Source organism: Actinomadura geliboluensis (genome assembly GCF_005889745.1).
GTDB classification, from domain to species: Bacteria; Actinomycetota; Actinomycetes; order Streptosporangiales; family Streptosporangiaceae; genus Spirillospora; species Spirillospora geliboluensis.
This window is the reverse complement of the sequence record NZ_VCKZ01000106.1, coordinates 1-22,691: the sequence shown is the minus strand read 5'-3', so window position 1 is coordinate 22,691 and position 22,691 is coordinate 1. Positions and strand designations below refer to the sequence as shown.

The following is a 22,691-nucleotide window of genomic DNA, read 5'->3' as shown; positions in this document are numbered from 1 at the left end:
CCCTCCTGGCGAACCTCACCACGACCGGGCAGATCATCACGTCCCGCCAGGCCGGCCTCCGGTCGCTGTTCATCCTGTACCCGGTGACGGTCGCCGGCGCGTTCACCGTGACGCCCGGCGACGGCACCCAGCACCTCGGCCTCGCGCTGAACATCGACGCGCCGCCCGCGTGCACCGAGGGCTACGAGAAGGTCAAGCACCGCTGGCCGCAGGACACGTCCCCGAAGAAGCCCCGCGTGGACGCCGGCTGCAAGGCCCCGCAGGACGCGCCCACCGCCGTCCGCGGCGCGCGCAACTTCCCGAAGGACGAGATCCTGCCGTACCCGAAGGTCCCGGAGGGCGCCACCACCGGCGCCGGCTTCCCCGAGGGCGGCGCGTACGGCACCCGCGAGGACGGGAAGTCGCAGGCCAAGGGCGGCGACGAGGCCAAGACCAAGGCCGCGGCGGCGGCCCCGACAGGGCAGCTCTCCGATGGCCAGCTGATCCTCTCGTATCCGTCGGATTCAGTGGAATTCGCTGGATACGATCCAACGACCGGTGCGGTCTACGGGCCCGACGGCAAGCGATACGTGATGCCGCGCAGCGCCGGAACCCGTCAGTTGGGAGAAGAATCCTCGTGGAAGTGGCTCCTGCTCGGACCGTTGAGCCAGTGAGGCGGGCACGATGAGGCGCCGCCTGCCCATGGTCACCGCGATCACGCTCGGCGTGATCGTGGTCGGCCTCGCCATCGCGTCCGGCTGGCTCGGGGTCGTGACCCTCCGCAACAAGGACGAGGCCGACCAGCGGGCGAAGGCGATCCAGTCCGCGCGCCAGATGGGCGTGAACCTGATGTCGCTGGACGCAGCCACGGCGCAGCGCGACCTCGACCGCATCGTGTCCGGCACCACCGGAGACCTGAAGAACAAGCTCGCGAGCCAGTCGAACGCGTTCATGCAGCAGATCACCAAGGTGAAGGCCAAGTCGACCGTCAACGGCGTCGACGCCGCCCTGGTGTCGATGGACGGCGACTCCGCCGAGGTGATGGTCTCCCTCAACGGGACCGTCACCAACGACAAGGTCAAGAACGGTACGCCGCAGGGCTACCGCTACCAGATGGACCTCACGCGGGTCGATGACCGCTGGCTCGTGTCCGGACTGGAGGTTGTCCCGTGACGATGCTCGGCCGGGGCAAGCGCTCCGCTCCAGACAAGAAGAACGACAAGGCCGCCAAGGCCGAGGAGGCGGCGAGGGCCGCCGAGCTGGCGGAGGAGGCCGCGGCGAAGGCCCGCGAGGCCGCCCGCCTGGCCCAGAAGGCCGCCGAAGAGGCCGCAGCGGCCGAGGACGAGGACGACGAGGAAGAGCCGGAAAAGGCCGTCAAGTCCCCGGAGAAGCCCCGCACCCCCAAAAAGGACTCCGAAGTCACGCCCGACCCCGAAGACGCGTCAGAGGAAGCCTCAGCCCCGTCAGAGGCCAACGACGCAGGCGACGAGGACGAGGAAGAAGAGCCCAAGCGCCCGAAGCTGTCCAAGAAGCCCAAGCCCGCCGCGAGTGACGACGACGAAGACGAAGGCGACGAACCTCGCAGCTCCCGCCTGGGCGGCCTGACGACGGTCATCGCAGTCCTGGCGGTCCTCACGATCGCGCTGGGCGCGGGCACCACGGCCCTGTACCTGAAGGTCAGTGACCAGAAGGCGACGGAGGAGGCGAGCAAGGAGGCGTCGTTCGCGTCGTCCCGCGCCGCGCAGAAGCTCTCGTCGTACGACTACCAGACCCTCGACGCCGACCTGAAGGCCGCGTCCGCGATGACGACGGGCAAGCTGCACACCGACTACGAGAAGCTCGCCCAGGAGCTCAGGACGGTCGCCGTCCAGCAGCAGGCGGTCTCCAACACGACGGTGATGAAGGTCGGCGTCGTGAGCGCCACGCCCGACAAGGTCGTCACCCTCGTCTACGCCAACCGCTCGTCGCGCACCAAGAGCGACAAGCAGCAGCGCCTCCCCGAGCCGCTCCGCATCAAGATGACGATGGTGCACAAGGACGGCAAGTGGCTGGCCGAGGAACTCAAGGTCATCTCGTAACGCCGCCCACCTCCGAACGCACCCCGTGAGCCGCCCAAGGCCACGGGGTGCTGTCGTGAACGAGTAAGAACACACTCTCCTGAATGGGGATCCGAGCAGACCGGAAAACCCCGGCCACGGCCACGGGTCGGCCGGCCGGAGGGCGCCCTAGCGCCCGGAGGTCGGCCGACCCGCCGAGCCGGTCGACCGCAGCGCCACGCGCAGACCAGCACGGTCGCAACGACCAGCACGGTGGCGTGAGGATCGACCGGCTCGCGACGGGGGGATCGGGGGGTCGCTCCCCCCAGTAAACTATGGCGTTCCTCACTGCAGGTCAGGGCCCGAAAAGTCCAAGTCCGCTCTTGACTGAGAGGCGCTGAGGGGCGATGCTCCATGGCAACGTGATGCATACTGCGGCGCTAGAGTTGCGAGCGGTGTACCAGTCGGCTACACTGCCCCTTTGCGCTGCCCTCTGACTATCCGCGTGTGAGAGCACCCCTGCCGTGGTCCCTTTTGGACCCCTTTGCGCAGGTCTCGGACGTGGATCGTCTGGCGTGCGTGTCGTCAGTTACGCCGCGAGCCCTCGGAAGGACCACTCTTGGCAGCCTCGCGCAACGCCTCGAATACCGCAACCGGTCCGAACCGCGTCTCCTTCGCGCGCATCAAGGAGCCGCTCGAAGTCCCGGACCTCCTTGCTCTGCAGACCAACTCTGTTGACTGGCTGCTGGGTAACGAGAGGTGGAAGGCCCGGGTCGAGGCGGCCCAGAAGGCCGGAAGTAAGAGCGTCCCGACCCAGTCGGGGCTGGAGGAGATCTTCGAAGAGATCAGTCCGATCGAGGACTTCTCCGGAACCATGTCCCTGTCGTTCCGGGACCACCGGTTCGAGCCGCCCAAGTACTCCGTCGAGGAGTGCAAGGACAAGGACATGACCTACTCCGCCCCGCTGTTCGTGACGGCGGAGTTCATCAACAACACCACCGGTGAGATCAAGAGCCAGACGGTGTTCATGGGCGACTTCCCGCTCATGACCCCCAAGGGCACCTTCATCATCAACGGCACCGAGCGCGTCGTGGTCTCGCAGCTGACCCGCTCGCCCGGCGTGTACTTCGACCGCGCCCTCGACAAGGCGTCCGACAAGGACATCTACGGCTGCCGGGTCATCCCGAGCCGCGGCGCCTGGCTCGAGTTCGAGATCGACAAGCGCGACAACGTCGGCGTGCGCATCGACCGCAAGCGCAAGCAGCCCGTCACCGTGCTGCTCAAGGCGCTCGGCTGGGACGAGGCGCGCATCCGCGAGCGCTTCGGCTCCTACGAGTCGATCAACGTCACCCTGGAGAAGGACCACACCTCCGGCCAGGACGACGCCCTGCTCGACATCTACCGCAAGCTGCGCCCGGGTGAGCCGCCGACGCGCGAGTCCGCGCAGACGCTGCTGGAGAACCTGTACTTCAACCCGAAGCGCTACGACGTCGCCAAGGTCGGGCGCTACAAGATCAACAAGAAGCTCGGCCTCGACCTGGACATGCGCCAGGGCACGCTCACCGAGGACGACATCGTCGCCACGATCGAGTACCTCGTCCGGCTGCACGCCGGCGAGGAGGAGGCGACCATCGGCGCCGTCCCCGTGCCGATCGAGGTCGACGACATCGACCACTTCGGCAACCGGCGCCTGCGCACGGTCGGCGAGCTGATCCAGAACCAGGTCCGGCTCGGCCTCGCCCGCATGGAGCGCGTCGTCCGCGAGCGGATGACCACCCAGGACGTCGAGGCGATCACGCCGCAGACCCTGATCAACATCCGGCCGGTCGTGGCCTCCATCAAGGAGTTCTTCGGCACCAGCCAGCTGTCGCAGTTCATGGACCAGACCAACCCCCTGGCCGGACTGACGCACAAGCGGCGGCTGAACGCCCTCGGCCCCGGTGGTCTGTCGCGCGAGCGGGCGGGCATGGAGGTCCGCGACGTCCACCCGTCGCACTACGGCCGGATGTGCCCGATCGAGACGCCGGAAGGCCCGAACATCGGCCTGATCGGCTCGCTCGCCGCGTTCGGGCGGGTCAACCCGTTCGGGTTCGTCGAGACGCCGTACCGCAAGGTCACCGACGGTGTGGTCACCGAGCAGATCGACTACCTCACCGCCGACGAAGAGGACCGCTACGTCATCGCGCAGGCCAACTCCCTGCTCAACGACGACGGCACCTTCGTCGACGACCGGATCCTCGTCCGCCGCAAGGGCGGCGAGATCGAGCTCGTCCCCGCCCGCGAGGTCCAGTACATGGACGTCTCGGCGCGGCAGATGACCTCGGTCGCCACCGCGATGATCCCGTTCCTGGAGCACGACGACGCCAACCGCGCGCTCATGGGCTCCAACATGCAGCGCCAGTCCGTCCCGCTGCTGCGCAGCGAGGCGCCGCTGGTCGGCACCGGCATGGAGTACCGCGCGGCGACCGACGCCGGCGACGTCATCACGGCCGAGAAGGCCGGCGTCGTCGAGGAGGTCTCGGCCGACTACGTGACCGTCATGAACGACGACGGCACGCGGACGACCTACCGCGTCTCCAAGTTCAAGCGGTCCAACCAGGGCACCTGCTTCAACCAGAAGCCGATCGTCGACGAGGGCCAGCGGGTCGAGGTCGGCCAGGTCGTCGCCGACGGGCCGTGCACCGACAACGGCGAGATGGCGCTCGGCAAGAACCTCCTCGTGGCGTTCATGCCGTGGGAGGGCCACAACTACGAGGACGCCATCATCCTCAGCCAGCGCCTGGTGCAGGACGACGTCCTCTCCTCGATCCACATCGAGGAGCACGAGGTCGACGCCCGCGACACCAAGCTCGGCCCCGAGGAGATCACCCGGGACATCCCGAACGTCTCCGAGGAGGTCCTCGCCGACCTCGACGAGCGCGGCATCATCCGCATCGGCGCCGATGTCGTCCCCGGCGACATCCTGGTCGGCAAGGTCACCCCGAAGGGCGAGACCGAGCTCACCCCCGAGGAGCGGCTGCTCCGCGCGATCTTCGGCGAGAAGGCGCGCGAGGTCCGCGACACCTCGCTGAAGGTGCCGCACGGCGAGCAGGGCAAGGTCATCGGCGTCCGGGTGTTCTCCCGCGACGACGGCGACGAGCTGCCCCCCGGCGTGAACGAGCTGGTCCGGGTGTACGTCGCCCAGAAGCGCAAGATCACCGACGGTGACAAGCTCGCCGGCCGGCACGGCAACAAGGGCGTCATCTCCAAGGTGCTGCCGGTCGAGGACATGCCGTTCATGGAGGACGGCACCCCGGTCGACATCGTCCTGAACCCGCTGGGCGTCCCCGGGCGCATGAACGTGGGCCAGGTCCTGGAGACCCACCTCGGCTGGGTCGCCTCCCGCGGCTGGAAGGTCGAGGGCGACGACGCCGAGTGGAAGCGCGCGCTCAAGGAGATCGGCGCCGACGAGGCCCCGCCGTGGACGAACACCGCCACGCCGGTGTTCGACGGCGCCCGCGAGGACGACGTCACCGGCCTGATCGCCAGCACGCTGCCCAACCGCGACGGCAACCGCATGGTGGAGCCGGGCGGCAAGGCACGGCTGTTCGACGGCCGCACGGGCGAGCCCTACAAGGACCCGATCTCGGTCGGCTACATCTACATCCTCAAGCTGCTCCACCTGGTCGACGACAAGATCCACGCGCGCTCGACCGGCCCGTACTCCATGATCACCCAGCAGCCGCTCGGCGGTAAGGCCCAGTTCGGCGGCCAGCGCTTCGGTGAGATGGAGGTCTGGGCGCTGGAGGCGTACGGCGCCGCCTACGCGCTCCAGGAGCTGCTGACCATCAAGTCCGACGACGTCCTCGGCCGCGTGAAGGTGTACGAGGCCATCGTCAAGGGCGAGAACATCCCCGAGCCCGGCATTCCCGAGTCCTTCAAGGTGCTCATCAAGGAGATGCAGTCGCTGTGCCTCAACGTCGAGGTGCTCTCCAGCGACGGCATGTCCATCGAGATGCGCGACACCGACGAGGACGTCTTCCGCGCCGCGGAGGAGCTCGGCATCGACCTGTCCCGCCGTCCTAACGAGGGCGCGATGAGCGTCGACGAGGTCTGAGAACTCAAGGGGAAAACAGTTGCTTGACGTCAACTTCTTCGACGAGCTTCGCATCGGTCTGGCGACCGCCGACGACATCCGCCAGTGGTCGCACGGCGAGGTGAAGAAGCCGGAGACGATCAACTACCGGACCCTCAAGCCGGAGAAGGACGGGCTCTTCTGCGAGAAGATCTTCGGCCCGACCCGGGACTGGGAGTGCTACTGCGGCAAGTACAAGCGCGTCCGCTTCAAGGGCATCATCTGTGAGCGCTGCGGCGTCGAGGTGACCCGCGCCAAGGTGCGCCGCGAGCGGATGGGCCACATCGAGCTGGCCGCGCCGGTCACGCACATCTGGTACTTCAAGGGCGTGCCGTCGCGCCTCGGCTACCTGCTGGACCTGGCCCCGAAGGATCTCGAGAAGATCATCTACTTCGCGGCCTACATGATCACCAGCGTGGACGCGGAGCGGCGCGACCGCGACCTGCCCACGCTGGAGGCGCACATCTCGGTGGAGCGCCAGCAGATCGAGCAGGCCCGCGACGCGCAGGTCGAGGCCCGCCAGCAGAAGCTGGAGGGCGACCTCGCGGAGCTGGAGGAGGCCGGCGCGAAGGCCGACCAGAAGCGCAAGGTGCGCGACGGCGCCGAGCGGGAGATGAAGCAGCTGCGCGACCGCGCGCAGCGCGAGCTCGACCGCCTCGACGAGGTGTGGAGCCGGTTCAAGAACCTCAAGGTCCAGGACCTGGAGGGCGACGAGCTGCTCTACCGCGAGATGCGCGACCGCTTCGGCAAGTACTTCGAGGGCGGCATGGGCGCCGCGGCCATCCAGGCGCGGCTGCAGAACTTCGACCTCGAGGCCGAGGCCGAGAAGCTGCGCGACATCATCCGCACGGGCAAGGGCCAGAAGAAGGCCCGCGCCCTGAAGCGGCTGAAGGTCGTCTCGGCGTTCCTCAACACCCGCAACAGCCCGCTCGGCATGGTGCTGGACTGCATCCCGGTCATCCCGCCGGACCTGCGCCCCATGGTGCAGCTCGACGGCGGCCGGTTCGCCACGTCCGACCTGAACGACCTGTACCGCCGGGTCATCAACCGCAACAACCGGCTCAAGCGCCTGCTCGACCTGGGCGCGCCCGAGATCATCGTCAACAACGAGAAGCGGATGCTGCAGGAGGCCGTCGACGCGCTGTTCGACAACGGCCGCCGCGGCCGCCCGGTCACCGGGCCGGGCAACCGTCCGCTGAAGTCGCTGTCCGACATGCTCAAGGGCAAGCAGGGCCGGTTCCGGCAGAACCTGCTGGGCAAGCGCGTCGACTACTCCGGCCGGTCGGTCATCGTCGTCGGCCCGCAGCTGAAGCTGCACCAGTGCGGCCTGCCCAAGCAGATGGCGCTGGAGCTGTTCAAGCCGTTCGTCATGAAGCGGCTGGTCGACCTCAACCACGCGCAGAACATCAAGTCCGCCAAGCGGATGGTCGAGCGCGCGCGCCCCGTCGTGTGGGACGTGCTGGAAGAGGTCATCACCGAGCACCCGGTGCTGCTGAACCGCGCGCCGACGCTGCACCGCCTGGGCATCCAGGCGTTCGAGCCGCAGCTGGTCGAGGGCAAGGCCATCCAGATCCACCCGCTGGTCTGCACCGCGTTCAACGCGGACTTCGACGGCGACCAGATGGCGGTGCACCTGCCGCTGTCCGCCGAGGCGCAGGCCGAGGCGCGGATCCTGATGCTGTCGACCAACAACATCCTGAAGCCGTCGGACGGCAAGCCCGTCACCATGCCCACCCAGGACATGGTCATCGGCCTGTACTGGCTGACGACGCAGAAGGACGGCGCCACGGGCGAGGGCCGCGCGTTCGGCTCGGCCGCCGAGGCGATCATGGCCTACGACCGGGGCGAGCTCGACCTGCAGGCCAAGATCAGCATCCGGCTGAAGGACGTCCCGCCGCCGCGCGACTGGATCGCGCCGGAGGGCTACGAGCCGGGCCGGCCGTACCGGCTGGAGACCACGCTCGGCCGCGCCATGTTCAACGAGACGCTGCCGGACGACTTCCCGTTCGTGGACGACGAGATCGGCAAGAAGCAGCTCTCGGCGATCGTCAACGAGCTGGCCGAGACGTACCCGAAGGTCGCCGTCGCCAACGCGCTCGACGCGCTGAAGAGCACCGGCTTCCACTGGGCGACCCGGTCCGGCGTCACGATCGCGATCGACGACGTCATCACGCCGCCGAACAAGCAGGACATCCTGGCCGGCTACGAGCAGCAGGCCGACAAGGTGCAGCGGGAGTACAACCGCGGCCTGATCACCGACGATGAGCGCAAGCAGGAGCTCATCGACATCTGGAACAAGGCCACCGCGGACGTCGCGGTGGACATGGAGAAGGCGTTCCCGAAGGCCAACCCGATCTGGATGATGATCCAGTCGGGCGCCCGCGGCAACCCGCTGCAGCTCCGCCAGATCGCCGGCATGCGCGGCCTGGTCTCCAACCCCAAGGGCGAGACCATCCCGCGTCCGATCAAGTCGTCCTTCCGCGAGGGCCTGTCGGTCGTCGAGTACTTCATCTCGACGCACGGCGCCCGCAAGGGCCTCGCCGACACCGCGCTGCGCACCGCCGACTCGGGTTACCTGACCCGGCGCCTGGTGGACGTCGCGCAGGACGTCATCGTCCGCGAGGAGGACTGCGGCACCGACCGCACGATCCCGTTCGAGATCGTGGAGCGGCAGAACGACGGCAGCCTGATCAAGCTGCCGACCACGGAGACGAGCCTGACCGGCCGCACCATCGCCGAGGACGTCGTCGTCGACGGGACGGTCATCTACCCCGCCGACACCGACCTGTCCGACGCGGTCGTGACCCGGCTGTTCGAGGCCGGGGTGACGAAGGTCCGCACCCGCAGCGCCCTGGTCTGCGAGGCCAAGATCGGTGTCTGCGCCGCCTGCTACGGCCGCTCGCTGGCCACCGGCAAGCGGGTGGACGTCGGTGAGGCCGTCGGCATCATCGCCGCGCAGTCCATCGGTGAGCCCGGCACGCAGCTGACCATGCGCACCTTCCACACCGGCGGTGTGGCCGGTGGCGACATCACGCACGGTCTGCCGCGCGTCCAGGAGCTGTTCGAGGCCCGCATCCCCAAGGGTGTGGCCCCGATCAGCGAGGTCGCCGGCCGCGTCAAGATCGACGAGACGGAGAAGTCGCGCAAGGTCGTCGTCGTCCCCGACGACGGTTCCGACGAGATCGCCTACCCGGTGCCGATGCGGTCCCGCCTCCTGGTCAAGGAGGGCGAGTCCGTGGGCGTCGGCCAGCAGCTCATCGCGGGCGCGATCAACCCGCACGAGGTGCTGCGCATCCTCGGGCCCCGCGCCGTGCAGCTCCACCTGGTCCAGGAGGTCCAGGAGGTCTACCGGTCGCAGGGCGTGTCGATCCACGACAAGCACATCGAGATCATCGTCCGCCAGATGCTGAAGCGGGTGAACATCCTCGAGTCGGGCGACACCGACCTGCTCCCGGGCGACCTGGTCGAGCGTCCGATCTTCGAGGAGACGAACCGGAACGTCGTGGCCGAGGGCGGCACGCCCGCCGCCGGCCGCCCCGTCCTGATGGGCATCACCAAGGCCTCGCTCGCGACCGAGTCGTGGCTGTCGGCGGCGTCCTTCCAGGAGACGACCCGGGTGCTCACCGAGGCCGCGATGCACGCCAAGAGCGACCCGCTGCTCGGCCTCAAGGAGAACGTCATCATCGGTAAGCTCATCCCGGCCGGTACCGGCATGCCGCAGTACCGCAACGTCCGGGTCGAGCCGACCGAGGAGGCGAAGGCCGCGGTCTACTCCGTCGGGTCCTACGACGACGGCGCCGAGTACGCCTTCGGGCAGGGCTCCGGCGAGGCCGTGCCGCTGGAGGAGTACGACTTCGGCCAGTACAACCGCTAGCGTCCCGTCCCGGGGCGCCGCCGCGCGCGGCGCCCCGGCTCGCGGACACCCTGACTGACGACACGCGAGAGGCCCCTTCCGTCCGGGAGGGGCCTCTTCGCATGTCCGGGGCGTGTCGGGCCGCTCAGGGCCGTCCAGGGGCTCAGTAGACGCCTGCGGCGCAGCCGTCCTCGAACAGTTCCGGCCAGTACCGGCGGTCGCCGCCGCCGGCGAGGGGGCGGCAGGCGACGGGGTCGGCGGCGCCGAGGATCCGGACCAGGTTCGCGACGAGCGCGGCCTCCGCCCGGAGGAGGTCGTGGACGGGGTCGAGCAGCTGGACCCGGCGGATCAGCCATTGCGCGAAGGCGACGGTCGAGATGTCGGTGTTGATCGGGTGGGGCCGCGCCAGCTCGTGCGCCATCCCGGAAGCGGGCAGCCGCAGCACTCCGTCCGCTCCGAATGTCTCCAGCAGTTGCTCGTGCGTCATCGCCGAACCCATCCGGAATGCCTACCACGGTGTGATTCGCCGGACGGGCCGGAATGGCGGGCCGGAATGGCGGGCCGGAATGGCGAAGGCCCCGCCGACCGGCGGGGCCTTCCCAGGGGCGGGTTCGGATCAGCCGAACGAGCCGGCCACGTAGTCACCGGCGGGCTGCCGGGTGATGACGTTCAGCCGGTTCCAGGTGTTGATCATCGAGATGAGGGCGACCAGGGCGCCGAGCTGGTCGTCGTCGTAGTGCTTGGCGGCGTTGGTCCACGCCTCGTCGCTGACGCCCCCGGGGGTGTCGGCGATGCGGGTGCCCTCCTCGGTCAGCTCAAGGGCGGCCTTCTCGGCGTCGGTGAAGACGGTGGCCTCGCGCCAGGCGGCGACCATGTTGATGCGCAGCTGCGTCTCCCCGTGGTGCGCGGCCTCCTTGGTGTGCATGTCGACGCAGAAACCGCAGCCGTTGATCTGGCTGGCCCGGATCTCCACCAGGTGCTGCGTCGTGGTCGGCAGCCCCGAGTCCGCGACGATCTTGCCCGCCGACTGCAGGTACTTCATGAACTTGGGCATGATCGAAACGCCGTAGAGGTTGAGGCGAGCGTCCATGGTGTCTCCTTGAGGTATCTCCGCGTACACCAGGTTGACGTGACAGCCGTTTCGGTTGTGACAGCTCCGCGCTTGTGATCTGCGGCACGCGACCTGGCCGGCGGAAAACGGCTGGCGGCGGCGGGGCCCCGTTCGGCATCGTGTGATCATGCTCGACGCCGCACAGCTGGACGCCTTCATCGAGGACGGGTTCGTCCGGATCGAGGGCGCGTTCCCCGGCGAGGTCGCGGCCGAGTGCCGGAACGTCATCTGGCAGGACTTGGGCGCCCACCCCGGCGAACCGGCCACGTGGCCGCGCACGGTGGCGGCCCGTCCGGACTACGCGCAGCCGCCGTTCGTGGCCGCCGCCAACACGCCGCGCCTGCACGCCGCATTCGACGCCCTCGTCGGAAAGGGACGCTGGACGCCCCGCACCAGCCTCGGCGGCTTCGTGATCCGTTTCCCGAGCGGCGAACCGGCCGTCGTGGACGGCTGGCACGTCGACGTGAGCTTCCCGGGCCCCGGCTCCGTCCCGGACGACTACATGACCTGGCGGGCGAACGTCGCGTCCCGCGACCGCGCGCTGCTGATGTTCTTCCTGCTCTCCGACGTCGGCCCGGACGACGGGCCGACCCGGCTGCGCCCCGGCTCCCACCTGGACGTGGCACGCGTCCTCGAACCCGAGGGGGACCACGGCCTCGACGCTCGGGAGCTGGGCCGGCGGGCGGACGCCGCCACCGCGCAACGGCCGACCGTCCACGCCACGGGCCGTGCGGGTGACGTCTACCTGTGCCACCCGTTCCTGGTGCACGCCGGGCAGCCGAACACCGGGACGAGGCCGCGTTTCCTGGGCCAGCCGAAGCTGAGCCCGGCACGGCCGCTGCACCCGGACGGCCCCTCACCCGTGGAGGCGGCGATCAGGCGCGCTCTCGACCGGTAGCGATGTTCCCGCTGGCAGCGGGCACAATCGAGGGGTGGCTCCCTGGGTGCTGCACGTCGATCTGGACCAGTTCCTCGCGGCCGTCGAGGTGCTGCGCCGGCCGGAGTTGCGCGGGCGGCCGGTGATCGTCGGCGGTGACGGCGATCCGACGAAGCGCGGCGTGGTGAGCACCGCCTCCTACGAGGCGCGCGCCTACGGCGTCCACTCGGGGCAGCCGCTCCGCACGGCGGCGCGGCGCTGCCCGGACGCGGTGTTCCTGCCGGTGGACCGCGAGCTCTATGAGTCGGTGTCGGCGCGGGTCATGGAGACGCTGCGCGGGTTCGGCGCCGTGGTGGAGGTGCTCGGCTGGGACGAGGCGTTCCTGGCGATCGACGGCGACCCGGAGGCGGTGGCGGCGGAGATCCGCGCCCGCGTCCGCGCCGTGACGGGCCTCGACTGCACGGTGGGCATGGGCGAGAACAAGCTCCAAGCCAAGATCGCGACCGGTCTCGGCAAGCCGGCCGGCGTCTTCCGGCTCACCGGGGACACCTGGTTCGCGGTCCTCGGCGACCGGCCGACCGACGCGCTCTGGGGCATCGGCGCCAAGACGGCCAAGCGGTTGAAGGAGCTGGAGATCACCACGGTCCGCGAACTCGCGGCGGCCGACCCGGGCGTGCTGGCCGAGCGGTTCGGCCCGGCGACCGGCCCGTGGCTGGTGCGGCTCGCCCGGGGTCTGGACGGTTCGCCGGTGAGCGACGCGCCGCACGTCCCGCGCTCCCGCGGCCGGGAGACCACGTTCCATCAGGACCTGGACGACTGGGAGAACGTGCGCCGCGAAGTCTCCCGCTTGGCGCGCCGGGTCGCGGACGACGTGGCGGACGACGGCGGGAAGGTCGCCCGCGTGATCGTGAAGGTCCGGTACGCGCCGTTCACCACCCGCACCCACGGCAGCACGCTGGCCGCGCCGACAACGGCTCCGGCCGAGATCGAGGAGGCCGCTCTCACCGCGCTCGGCCGGTTCGGCGGCGGCCGTCCGGTGCGCCTGCTGGGCGTCCGCGCCGAGTTCGCCAGGCCGCGTCCCGTCACCGGGGCTTGACCTGCGGAGACACTCGCTTTTCTTGACCTTTTGTCGTGTTTTGGGCGGTTAGGGCCTGGGGATGAAGGTGGTCGTTGCCTGATGTACGCGACGGGGGAGCGAAGCAGATGAAGAGGGTCATGACCGGCGCACTGATCGCAGCCGTGGTCGGGGTCGGCGGCGTGGGCGGCGCGGCCGCCGCCCAGGCGGCCGATCCCGCCCAGGGCAAGGACGCGCGCCAGGACTGCCGCACGTACTCCAGCGTCACGGAGTGCGGCCAGCCGAAGCTGACCGAGAAGCAGCAGTCCTGCGTGAAGACTTCGGTCCAGCAGGGCATGACCGAACGGCGCGCCGTGGTGGAGTGCTCCGCCTTCGGCTGACCGCCGCACCGGCAAGGGGCCCGTCCGGGGGGACGGGCCCCTTCGCATGTCGGCAGGCCCGCACGCGGCGGCAGGCTCGCACTAGGCCGCGGCGCGGGCACCGGCCCCAGAGCGTGCCGGGGCGGGCGAGCCCTGGACGCGGGTGCACGGGACGAGCGCGAGCCAGATCAGTGCCGCGCCCGCCGGGAGCAGGTTCAGGTCGAGCGTGATGGCGACGAATCCGAGGGTGACCAGGACGGGGCCGAGGGCGGCCACGGCCTTGCGTCCCGGAGCGGTGACCGCGAACTGGACGAGCAGCGCCAGCAGCCCGAGCATGAAGAACGCCGGGCCGATCTCGTAGACCGCCTGGGGAAGGACGGCGGGGACGTCGGCGTACCGGTCGGCGAGCATGCTCTTCTCGGCGGGGTCAGCGGCCCGCAGGCCGACGACGATGTCGATGATCGCGACGCGGACGAACGTCGCCAGCCCGAGCGCGGCGACCACGGTCGTGACGCCCGCGACGACCCGGCTCGCGGTGCCGCCGGACGCGGCCCGGACGCGGCCGTACAGGCCCGCGATCACCCCTCCGTACAGCAGGAGGGAGCCGAGGAAGAGCACGTGGCCGACCGTCCAGGCGGGTCCGGGGCCGTGCTGCCCGTCGCGGCCGTCGATGAGCCGGACGACCCCGTAGGCGAGCATGAGGGCGGGGGCGAGGTGGAAGGCGATCCTGGACATGGGCGGTTCTCCCGGAGTTCGAGACCTGCGTTCTGGTGATCTCGATCCTCGGAGGAGAGGGGTCCCCGGCGGATCGCCGCCGCGAGCGGTCTTCGGGCATCGGTCGCGCGGGGGAGGACCGGGGCCCGGCTCCGTCGTGTGAGGGAGGCGTCCGCTCAGGAGGGCTCGATCAGCCGGGTCTCGTACGCGACGATCACGGCCTGGACGCGGTCGCGGATGCCGAGCTTGGACAGGACGTTGCTCACGTGCGTCTTCACCGTGTGCTCGCTGACGACCATCGCCGCGGCGATCTCCGCGTTCGACAGGCCGCGGCCGAGCAGCCGCAGCGTCTCCCGCTCCCGCTCGGTCAGCACCGACAGGCGGTCGGAGGCGGTCGCGCCCGAGCGCGGGCGGTCGCGGGTGATGTCGGAGATGAGGCGCCGGGTGACGGCGGGCGCGAGCAGCGAATCCCCCGCCGCCACCACCCGCACCGCGTGCACCAGGTCGTCGCGGCGCACGTCCTTCAGCAGGAACCCGCTCGCACCGGCGTAGAGCGCGTCGTAGACGTAGTCGTCCTGGTCGAACGTGGTCAGCATGATCACGCGGGTCGGGGTCTCGGCGCACACGACCTTCGCGGCCTCGATGCCGTCCAGGCCCGGCATGCGGATGTCGAGCAGCGCCACGTCGGGCGCGTGCTCGCGCACGGCGGCGATCGCGGCGGACCCGTCGCCCGCCTCGCCCGCCACCTCGATGTCGGGCTGCGCGTCCAGGATCATGGCGAAGCCGCTGCGGACCAGCTCCTGGTCGTCGGCGAGCACGACCCGGATCACGCGGTCACCGCCGCGAAGGGGAGCCGCGCCAGGACGCGGAACCCGCCGCCCGGCCGGGGACCGGCCTCGGCCGTCCCGCCGCAGGCGGCGACGCGCTCCCGGATGCCGATGAGGCCGCTGCCCCCGCGCCGCCATCCCGCGTCGGCGCCGCCACCGCCCTGCCCGTCGTCGGTCACCGTGATCTCCAGTTCGTGGTCGGTCCAGCGGAGCCGGACCTCGGCCTCCCGCGCGTTGGCGTGCTTCACCGTATTCGTGAGCGCCTCCTGGACGATGCGGTAGGCCGCCAGATCGGCGTCGGCGGGGAGCGCGCGGCTCGCGCCCTCCACCGTGAGCCGCACCCGGACCTGCGTGCGGTCGACGTGCTCGACCAGCTCCGGCAGCGCGCCGATGGTGGGCTGCGGCGCGCGGACGCCGTGGTCCTGCTCCTCCTTGAGGACGCCCAGCGTGCGGCGCAGCTGGGCCATCGCGTCCCGGCCCGCGTCGGCGATGGCGTCGAAGACCCGTTCCGCCCGGTCGGGATCGGTGCGGACCACCACCGGACCGGCCTCGGCCTGCACGACCATGATGCTGACGGCGTGCGCGAGCACGTCGTGCATGTCGCGGGCGATGCGGGACCGCTCCTCCGCCGCCGCCCGCGCCGCCTCGGCCGCGCGTTCGCGTTCGAGCTGCGCCGAGCGCTCCACCAGCGCGTCCGACCGCTCCCGCGCGGTCCGTGCCAGCGTCCCCAGCAGGAACGCCGTCATGGGCAGGAGCAGCGTGAACATGAACTCGGCCGCGTCGTTGTCCTTGATGAGCAGCGCGCCGGGCGGGATCGTCGCCACGAGCACGGCGATGAAGCCCCAGCGCTGCCAGCGGTACCGCCCGAGGTCGGCGAGCGTGTAGACGGCCACCAGCGCGCCGTACTGCAACGCCTGGCCGGGCCGGTCGTACAGCGACACGGCCATGGCGAAGGACGCCACGGCCAGCGCGACCGCGAACGGCGCCCGCCGCCGCCACACCAGCGGCACGACCGTGCCGAGGTTGAACACCACGCCGAGCGGCGACACCTCCGGCGCCGTGGCGAACGGCACGAACACCGGCACCGCGACGGCGGCGGCGACCAGCACGTCCACGAGACGGCCGGCCCCCGCGCGCGGGGAGAGACCGAAACCACGGAGCCGATCGGACATTCACCCAGTATCGCGGCCGGACCGGGCATGATCGCCTCAGTCGTGCGAGGGATATCCCGTCCGGCCACCGGGGACGCGGAGGCCGCGCGCCAGCGCGGGGATCATCACCGCCGCGGGGACGAGATGCAGCACGATGAGGGTCGCGGTGGTGGCGGTGCTCGCCCCCGAGACGAGGGGCGGGACCAGCGAGACCGCCGTCAGCGATACCGCCGTCCACACGAACCGCGCGGCGGGACGAGCGCTCCAGCGGAGGAGGGCGGCGGCGATGGCGATGCCCACGACCGAGAAGAAGCCGGTCACCACGGCGAACCCCGGCAGCGGGATCTGCTCGCCGCCGTCGGGGATCTCGAAGTCGACGCCGGCGGCCTGAGCGAGTGCGGCGGCGAGGGTGGTGGCCGCCATCGCCGCGAGCGCGGCGACGAGGCCGGTACCGGTGAGTCTGCGGAATCGGTGGGGCGATGCAGGGGCTGCGATGACGTTCATGCCGTCCTCCAACGGGCGGTGCCTGGCACAGTGCCTGACACAAAGGGGGGCGAAGCGCACCCCGCGCCGTGCGACGGCGGGGGCTGCGCAGGGCGGGGCTACTCCGTGCCGTCGGCCGGCAGGCGCTCGGGCAGCCCGAGGCGCGGGAACTGGTCGGCGTGGAACGTGGTGATCTCGCTGATCGCGCCGCCGGTGATGCGCAGGACGTCGATCGTCAGCGGCAGGTAGGCGCCCTCACGCTCCCGCCACTGGTAGAAGCCGAGGGCGGGCTGCCGGTTCACGGAGGTGGGGACGGCGCGCAGGCCCGTCATGCCCACGAAGCCGTCCTCGACCCAGTCGTTCACCACCGCGTCGCGGCCGACCTGCAGGCCCGGAGTGGGCGGCATCGAGCACCGGACGTCGTCGCGCAGCAGGGCGGCGAGCGCGTTGATGTCGGTGGCCACGCTGGCTTCGGTGAAGCGGCGCACCACCTCGCGCGTCCCGGTGTCCTCCTCGCCGCCGGTCCAGTCCTGCCGCTCGGCGGGCAGGTGCTCCCGCATGCCGGCGCGGGCCCGCTGCAGCGCGCTGTTCACGGAGTTGACCGAGTCGCCCAGCAGCTCCGCGACGTCCTTCGCCGGCCAGCCGACCACGTCCCGCAGGATCAGCGCGGCCCGCGGGCGCGGCGCCAGGTGCTGGACCGCGACCAGGTACGCCAGCTCGATCGTCTCCCGCGCGAGGGCGACGGCCTCCGGCTCGTCCGCGTCGCCCGCGGGCAGCTCGTCCAGCAGCCGGTCCGGGTAGGGCTGCAACCACGGCACCTCACCGCCGCTCGCGGGCTCCGGGCGGCGCTTGGCGAGCAGGTCCAGGCAGGCGTTGGTGGCGATCCGGTACAGCCAGGCCCGGAACGTCGACCGCCCCTCGAAGGTCTCGCGCCGCCGCCAGGCGCGCAGGAACGTCTCCTGCACGGTGTCCTCGGCGTCCTCGAACGACCCGAGCATCTGGTAGCAGTGCACGTGCAGCTCCCGCCGGTGCCGCTCCGCCAGCCCCGTGAACGCCGGCTCGTCGACCTCGCCCAGACCGCTCACGCTCAGCTCCTCCAGCCACGTGTCCGCCCTCATCGCGTCATCCTTCCCTCGTTGCCTTCCATCACAGGTATGACGCAAGCGGGCGCAACAACTCATCACTCGTACGCTGAGCCCGCTCATGCCCGGCCGCAGAGAGAAGGTGTGACAGTGACCGAGTCGTGGAGATTCGACGGCGCCGCACCGCTCACCCCCGACGCGGCGATAGACGAGCTACGCGCGAGGATTGGACGGGGAACGCTCGAATTCTGGCTGACCAGCTCGTCCGGCAGGCTCCTCGCCGTCGTGACCAACACGCGGCGGGCGATGGTCATGCTGCTGGACGGTGAAGGCGACCCCGGCGAGCACGCGGTGAGCCCTGGAGCGGACGGCTGGAGCGACGGCTTCGTCCTGTCCAACGGCCAGCACGACGAGTACCCGGACGAGGACACGGTCCCACTGCCGGACGCGCTCCGCATCGTCCGGCACATCCTCACCCACGGCACCCCGCCACGGACCACCCCTGGAAGACCGACCGCTGACCGCCGGAATGTCCGACGCGAGTGCCAGCATCACCGGGCATGACCGACCTCGCCGCCCTGTTCACCCATGGTGCGGATGGGCGTGCCCTTGAGCTCGGGCTTCCTGCCGGGCGTCTGGTCCGGCCGTTCGCGCCGACGTACACGGATTTCGGCCTGCCACCCGTCGAGCGACCCGCGTACTGGCTGAGCGACGCGCCAGCCTCCGCCGACCTGTGGCGCCGGCTGCGGGCGGCTCACCCGGCCTTGGGGCTCTGGCCGCTGCTCCTGGTGCCCGGCACGTTCGGGACCCCGGGAGCCCCCTGGACGGTCGGAGACGTGATCCCGGAATCGGCGGCGCAGATCGACCGGTGCGACCCGGCCGAGTTCATGCGCGCGGAATGGGACGAATGGGCCGCCGACGAGGAGGGCGAGGAGGACATCGGCTACGACTTCGAGGACCTCGAACCCTTCGGCCTGGTCGCGGCGGCCCGGAGCGCCGACACCCTCGCGATCATGGGCTGGCAGGGGCCGGTCAACCACCATCCGCCGTCCCCGCTGTCGGCGATGCTGCGGAGCTGGGAGGACCGGTTCGGGGTCCGGGCGGTCCGGGTCGGGTTCGACACGCTGGACGTGAGCGTCGCCGCGCCGCCCGTCACCGAGGAGCACGCCCTGCACGTGGCCGCGGAGCACTTCGCCTTCTGCCCCGACAACGTCCAGCAGGGGTCGGAGACCCTGCGTGAGTACGCGAAGGCGATCCAAGGAGTGAACACCTGGTCGTTCTGGTGGGACTGAGCCGAGCCACGGCTCCACAGGCCCGCCGCATGCGGAAGGCCCGTCCCGGGTGGGACGGGCCCTTCAGGCAAGGGTCAGCGCGGGGGCTGGGCGTTGGTCCATTCGGCGACTTCGAACGCCTTGTACGCGGCCAGCTCGCCGGGCTTGTGGAAGCGGTCGGGCATGTTCTCCGCCTTCAAGGAGCGCGGCTTGCCGTTGTCGCCCGGGGGGAGCGGCCGGCTGCCGTGCGGCGGGGTCGCGACCAGGTCGCGGATCGCCAGCAGCGAACCGGTGTCCGGGGCGACGATGAACTGGCGCCGGTAGGTGCCGAGCTGCTTCGGCGCCGTGAACAGGCCGAGCGGCGCGGTCGTCTTCAGCGGCAGCGACACCGCCGTCCCGGGCCGGCCGAGCGGGTCGGTCGCCGGGCCCTCGGCCTTGACGCCGGGCAGGCCCGCCAGCATCCGGAACACCGCCGCGCGCACCGCGGGCGGCGCGGGCGCGGTGGACAGCAGGGTCCCGGCCACGTCGCTCAGCGCCCGGATCCGCTCCTGCCCCCGCAGGGCGCGGATCGGCTCCTCCCTCTCACCGTCGGTCGAGACGGCGTGCCAGTGCCCCTTGAGGTTCAGCAGCACCTTCTCCAGTTCCTCCGGGCTCGTGGGCAGCTCGGCGATCTGGCGCGGCGTCATGCCGTAGAACCGTTCGACGGACGCCGGCCACGGCACACGGCCACCGGTGCGCTCCGCCATGTCCAGGCGGAACTCGGCGTCTCCTCCTTCCGGGTTCGGAATGGTGACCCATTCGGGCGAACCCGCCGCCCTCCACTTCTCCCTGTCCTGCGCGGTGAGGGGGACGTCGGGCATGTCGATGTGGGTGAGGCGGCTGAGCCCGGCGGCGTCGATCCACGTCTCATTGCCCTGCCGCGAATCCACCTTGTAGTGGTCCGACGCGCTCTTGCCGACCGCGTAGACGTCGCCCATGACGGTCTTGGTGTGCCAGTAGCGCCCATTGGGCGCCTTCTGCGCGTTGGTCGCGGCCACCAGCAGGGCGTTCCCGGGGGTGATGACCGTGGTCCCGTGCCGGCCGGGGGCCGGGTCCTCTCCGGGCTGCAGGACGACGGCGGTGACCGCCCCGGCGGTGACGGCGGCGGTCGCCGCGACCGCGATCAGCGGCATCTTCAGGCCGCGCCGGGGCCGCTCCCGGGGGCCGCTCCGCCAGTCGGTGCGCAGGGCGAGGCGCTCCGGGCTCTCCTCCTCGGCCAGCGCCGTCCGCATGCCCCGCAGGGCGTCGAGCTCATCCATGGGTCTCCTCCTGGGGAAGGGCCTTGCGGAGCTTCTTCCGGGCCCGGTGGATCTTGGCCTTGACGGTGCCGAGCGGCAGGTCGAGCGTCGTCGCGATCTCGGCGTAGGACAGCTCGGCCCACGCCAGCAGCAGGACGGCGTGGCGCTCCTGCGCGTTCAGCGACGCGAGCGCCTTCGCGAGGCCCGGCCCGAGCGCGGCGGCCGACGCGCGGTCGCTCGCCACGTCGGCGACGCCGTCCTCGGCGGGGTCGGTCCCGGTCCGGGCGAACGCCCGGTACATGCGGGTCTCCTGGCGGTGGTGCCGGGCGATCAGGTTGGCGGCGATGCCCCACAGCCAGGCGCCGAACTCCCGGCGCCCGTCGAACCTCGCCCGCTGCCGGAACGCGGTCGCGAACGCCTCCGACACCAGGTCGTCCGCGAGGGCCGGCCCCAGCCGCCGCTTTATATAGGCGTGCAGCCGCGGCGCGTGGCGGCGGAACAACTCGCCGAACGCCTCGGGGTCGTCCAGCGACGCGGCGACGATCCGGGAATCGTCCAGCTGTTCGCCCTCGGCACGGCTCACCGCGTGCATGCGCGTGTCTTCATGGAGTGCCTCTCCGGGCCTAGAGGATGCTGACACCCTCCTCTCTCCCGAAGCCCCCGCCCCGGTTGCGGCCGTCGCGGGACGGGCGCGGAAGTCGGCCGGCGGGGGTGGTGATGCGCGGGGCGGCGCGGCACCGTGGAGGGGTTGAGAGGAGTTGCCCATGGAACAGGTACGGCTCGGCACCACCGGACTGAAGGTCTCGCGGATCTGCCTCGGGATGATGAGCTACGGCGACCCCGCGGTGCGCAAGTGGGCGCTCGGCGAGGACGAGGCGGAGCCGATCGTCCGGCGGGCCGTCGACGGCGGGGTCACCTTCTTCGACACCGCCGACGTCTACTCGCTGGGCGTGAGCGAGGAGATCACCGGGCGCCTGCTCCCGAAGCTCTTCGCCCGGCGCGACGACTACGTCCTGGCCACCAAGGTCTGCATGCCCATGGGGGACGGGCCCAACGACCGCGGGCTGTCCCGCAAGCACATCATGGCCGGCATCGACGCCTCGCTCAGGCGGCTGGGCACCGACTACGTCGACCTCTACCAGATCCACCGCTGGGACTACGAGACGCCCATCGAGGAGACCATGGAGGCCCTGCACGACGTGGTGCGGGCGGGCAAGGCGCGCTACATCGGGGCGTCCAGCATGTACGCGTGGCAGTTCGCCAAGGCTCAGCACACCGCCGAGACACACGGCTGGACGAAGTTCGTCTCAATGCAGAACCACTACAACCTCCTCTATAGAGAGGAGGAGCGGGAGATGAACCCGCTCTGCGTCGACCAGGGGGTGGGGCTCATCCCGTGGAGCCCGCTGGCGCGCGGCATGCTCGCCGGGAACCGGGAGCGGGGCGGCGAGCGCAAGACCGTCCGGTCCCGGAACGATGCCTTCGGCGACGGCCTCTACACCGACGACGACTTCGACGTCGTCGACGCCGTCCGCGAGGTCGCGGGGGAGCGGGGCGTCCCGGCCGCGCGGGTGGCGCTCGCGTGGCTGCTCGGACGGCCCGGGGTGACCGCGCCGATCGTGGGAGCGACGAAACTCACTCACATGGACGACGCGATCGCCGCGGAGCGCCTCGAACTGGACGAGAAGGAAGTGGCGCGACTGGAGGCCCCGTACCGTCCGCACGCGGTCTCCGGGCACTCCTGACGAGGCGGGACGAACCCGCCCCCGGGCCGGGAACTGCCCGGGGGCGGTCGGCGTCTATCAGGGGTGGTGATTTGCGATCCTGCGGGCGATCGGGGCAGGCTGTGGACGAGAACGCCCACGCATGGCAAGACCGCCACGTGGTGACATGGGTGAAGGTTCGGAGGCGGCGACAAGCGCCGCCCGCCTCCGGGCCCCCGGGAGCTGAGGAGCCCCGGACCGACGGCGCTGAAGGAGCCCGACGATGACCGAGAACGACGGCACGCAGGGACCGCAGAGGCCGTTGCCGGAGGACGAGGGGCAGCAGGCGCAGGAGCGGCAGGAGCCGCCCGCCCGCCCGCTCGGGGACCGCACCGTGGTGTTCGGCGCCCCGCAGCTCGGCGGCCAGCCCGGCCAGCCCGGCGCGCCCGCGCCGCCGCCCGAGCCGCGCGAGGAGGAGCGGCCCGCGCCGCCTCCGCCGCCGCCCACCATGGTGGAGCAGCCGATGCCGCAGTTCGGCGAGCAGCCTCCGCCGCCGCCCCCGCAGCCCTACGGCGCCCCGCAGGAGCAGCCGCAGTACGGGCAGCCGCCCGCCTACGGCTCGCCCGGCGGCCCGGGTGGCCCCGGCGGCTTCACGCCCCCGCAGGACCCGCAGCAGTACGTCCCGCCGGGCGAGCAGCAGCAGTACGGCCAGCCGCAGCCCGGCTACGGGCAGCAGCCTCCGCAGCAGCAGTCCGGGTACCCGCAGCAGCCGTACGGGC

General features: G+C 71.1%; 19 protein-coding genes and 2 pseudogenes. 12 read left to right on the top strand and 9 right to left on the bottom strand.

The genetic code is table 11. From position 1 onward, the window contains the following. The 5 genes and pseudogenes from ETD96_RS16580 to ETD96_RS16560 all read left to right on the top strand — a co-directional run. Nucleotides 1-653 (top strand): annotated as a pseudogene (locus ETD96_RS16580) (MCE family protein); the annotation flags it as partial. Between the two features lie 10 nt (nt 654-663). Continuing rightward, the gene (locus ETD96_RS16575) at nt 664-1,152 is read left to right on the top strand and encodes a hypothetical protein (RefSeq protein ID WP_240807729.1); all 489 of its coding nucleotides are present in this window, start codon (nt 664-666) and stop codon (nt 1,150-1,152) included. Continuing rightward, on the top strand, nt 1,149-2,057 hold the full coding sequence (locus ETD96_RS16570) for a hypothetical protein (RefSeq protein ID WP_138637364.1): 909 nt from the start codon (nt 1,149-1,151) through the stop codon (nt 2,055-2,057). Before ETD96_RS16575 ends, ETD96_RS16570 begins: the two co-directional genes overlap by 4 nt. A gap of 577 nt (nt 2,058-2,634) precedes the next feature. Further along, nucleotides 2,635-6,111: a DNA-directed RNA polymerase subunit beta gene (rpoB, locus tag ETD96_RS16565; protein ID WP_138637363.1), complete on the top strand. Its 3,477-nt coding sequence runs from the start codon at nt 2,635-2,637 to the stop codon at nt 6,109-6,111. A gap of 19 nt (nt 6,112-6,130) precedes the next feature. Then, nucleotides 6,131-10,003 carry a DNA-directed RNA polymerase subunit beta' gene (locus ETD96_RS16560; protein WP_138637362.1) on the top strand — a complete coding sequence of 1,291 codons (3,873 nt, stop codon included), beginning with the start codon at nt 6,131-6,133 and terminating at the stop codon, nt 10,001-10,003. 142 nt (nt 10,004-10,145) lie between these two features. Here ETD96_RS16560 and ETD96_RS16555 read toward each other — a convergent pair whose 3' ends face one another. Further along, complete coding sequence (locus ETD96_RS16555; RefSeq protein WP_138637361.1) at nt 10,146-10,481, bottom strand: SUKH-4 family immunity protein; 336 nt, start codon at nt 10,479-10,481, stop codon at nt 10,146-10,148. Between the two features lie 117 nt (nt 10,482-10,598). Continuing rightward, nucleotides 10,599-11,072, bottom strand: coding sequence for a carboxymuconolactone decarboxylase family protein (locus tag ETD96_RS16550; RefSeq protein ID WP_138637360.1), 474 nt, complete (start codon nt 11,070-11,072; stop codon nt 10,599-10,601). Nucleotides 11,073-11,220: 148 nt separating this feature from the next. Here ETD96_RS16550 and ETD96_RS16545 point away from each other — a divergent pair, with 148 nt between their 5' ends. From ETD96_RS16545 to ETD96_RS16535, 3 genes are all read left to right on the top strand, one after another. After that, the gene (locus ETD96_RS16545; RefSeq protein ID WP_138637359.1) at nt 11,221-11,991 is read left to right on the top strand and encodes a phytanoyl-CoA dioxygenase family protein; all 771 of its coding nucleotides are present in this window, start codon (nt 11,221-11,223) and stop codon (nt 11,989-11,991) included. 34 nt (nt 11,992-12,025) lie between these two features. Beyond that, a complete protein-coding gene (locus ETD96_RS16540; protein WP_138637358.1) occupies nt 12,026-13,066 on the top strand; it encodes a DNA polymerase IV in 1,041 nt (346 codons plus the stop codon). A gap of 119 nt (nt 13,067-13,185) precedes the next feature. Then, nucleotides 13,186-13,425 (top strand): hypothetical protein, encoded by a 240-nt coding sequence (locus ETD96_RS16535; protein WP_138637357.1) that lies wholly within the window; start codon nt 13,186-13,188, stop codon nt 13,423-13,425. Nucleotides 13,426-13,506: 81 nt separating this feature from the next. On the opposite strand, the gene ETD96_RS16530 is transcribed toward ETD96_RS16535, so the two are convergent. The 5 genes from ETD96_RS16530 to ETD96_RS16510 all read right to left on the bottom strand — a co-directional run bounded on the left by ETD96_RS16530 (nt 13,507) and on the right by ETD96_RS16510 (nt 17,697). Continuing rightward, nucleotides 13,507-14,139, bottom strand: coding sequence for a hypothetical protein (locus tag ETD96_RS16530; protein ID WP_138637356.1), 633 nt, complete (start codon nt 14,137-14,139; stop codon nt 13,507-13,509). Nucleotides 14,140-14,294: 155 nt separating this feature from the next. Beyond that, a complete protein-coding gene (locus ETD96_RS16525; RefSeq protein WP_274704615.1) occupies nt 14,295-14,948 on the bottom strand; it encodes a response regulator in 654 nt (217 codons plus the stop codon). Next, nucleotides 14,945-16,117: a sensor histidine kinase gene (locus ETD96_RS46685; RefSeq protein ID WP_138637354.1), complete on the bottom strand. Its 1,173-nt coding sequence runs from the start codon at nt 16,115-16,117 to the stop codon at nt 14,945-14,947. Before ETD96_RS46685 ends, ETD96_RS16525 begins: the two co-directional genes overlap by 4 nt. Nucleotides 16,118-16,153: 36 nt before the next feature. Next, nucleotides 16,154-16,600 (bottom strand): DUF6069 family protein, encoded by a 447-nt coding sequence (locus ETD96_RS16515; protein WP_138637353.1) that lies wholly within the window; start codon nt 16,598-16,600, stop codon nt 16,154-16,156. Nucleotides 16,601-16,698: 98 nt separating this feature from the next. Further along, nucleotides 16,699-17,697, bottom strand: a complete 999-nt coding sequence (locus tag ETD96_RS16510; protein WP_138637352.1) for an RNA polymerase subunit sigma-70 — start codon at nt 17,695-17,697, stop codon at nt 16,699-16,701. A gap of 114 nt (nt 17,698-17,811) precedes the next feature. On the opposite strand from ETD96_RS16510, the gene ETD96_RS16505 reads away from it, so the two are divergent. Both ETD96_RS16505 and ETD96_RS16500 read left to right on the top strand, forming a co-directional pair. After that, a complete protein-coding gene (locus tag ETD96_RS16505) occupies nt 17,812-18,225 on the top strand; it encodes a hypothetical protein (RefSeq protein ID WP_205719303.1) in 414 nt (137 codons plus the stop codon). Then, on the top strand, nt 18,222-18,953 hold the full coding sequence (locus tag ETD96_RS16500) for a DUF4253 domain-containing protein (protein ID WP_138637351.1): 732 nt from the start codon (nt 18,222-18,224) through the stop codon (nt 18,951-18,953). Before ETD96_RS16505 ends, ETD96_RS16500 begins: the two co-directional genes overlap by 4 nt. A 74-nt stretch (nt 18,954-19,027) precedes the next feature. Here ETD96_RS16500 and ETD96_RS16495 read toward each other — a convergent pair whose 3' ends face one another. Together ETD96_RS16495 and ETD96_RS16490 are read right to left on the bottom strand one after the other, a co-directional pair. Continuing rightward, a complete protein-coding gene (locus ETD96_RS16495) occupies nt 19,028-20,230 on the bottom strand; it encodes a CU044_5270 family protein (RefSeq protein WP_138637350.1) in 1,203 nt (400 codons plus the stop codon). Continuing rightward, on the bottom strand, nt 20,223-20,801 hold the full coding sequence (locus ETD96_RS16490) for an RNA polymerase sigma factor (RefSeq protein ID WP_138637349.1): 579 nt from the start codon (nt 20,799-20,801) through the stop codon (nt 20,223-20,225). Before ETD96_RS16490 ends, ETD96_RS16495 begins: the two co-directional genes overlap by 8 nt. A 172-nt stretch (nt 20,802-20,973) precedes the next feature. On the opposite strand from ETD96_RS16490, the gene ETD96_RS16485 reads away from it, so the two are divergent. Both ETD96_RS16485 and ETD96_RS16480 read left to right on the top strand, forming a co-directional pair. Further along, nucleotides 20,974-21,954 (top strand): aldo/keto reductase, encoded by a 981-nt coding sequence (locus ETD96_RS16485; protein WP_138637348.1) that lies wholly within the window; start codon nt 20,974-20,976, stop codon nt 21,952-21,954. A gap of 241 nt (nt 21,955-22,195) precedes the next feature. Beyond that, nucleotides 22,196-22,691 (top strand): annotated as a pseudogene (locus tag ETD96_RS16480) (hypothetical protein); the annotation flags it as partial.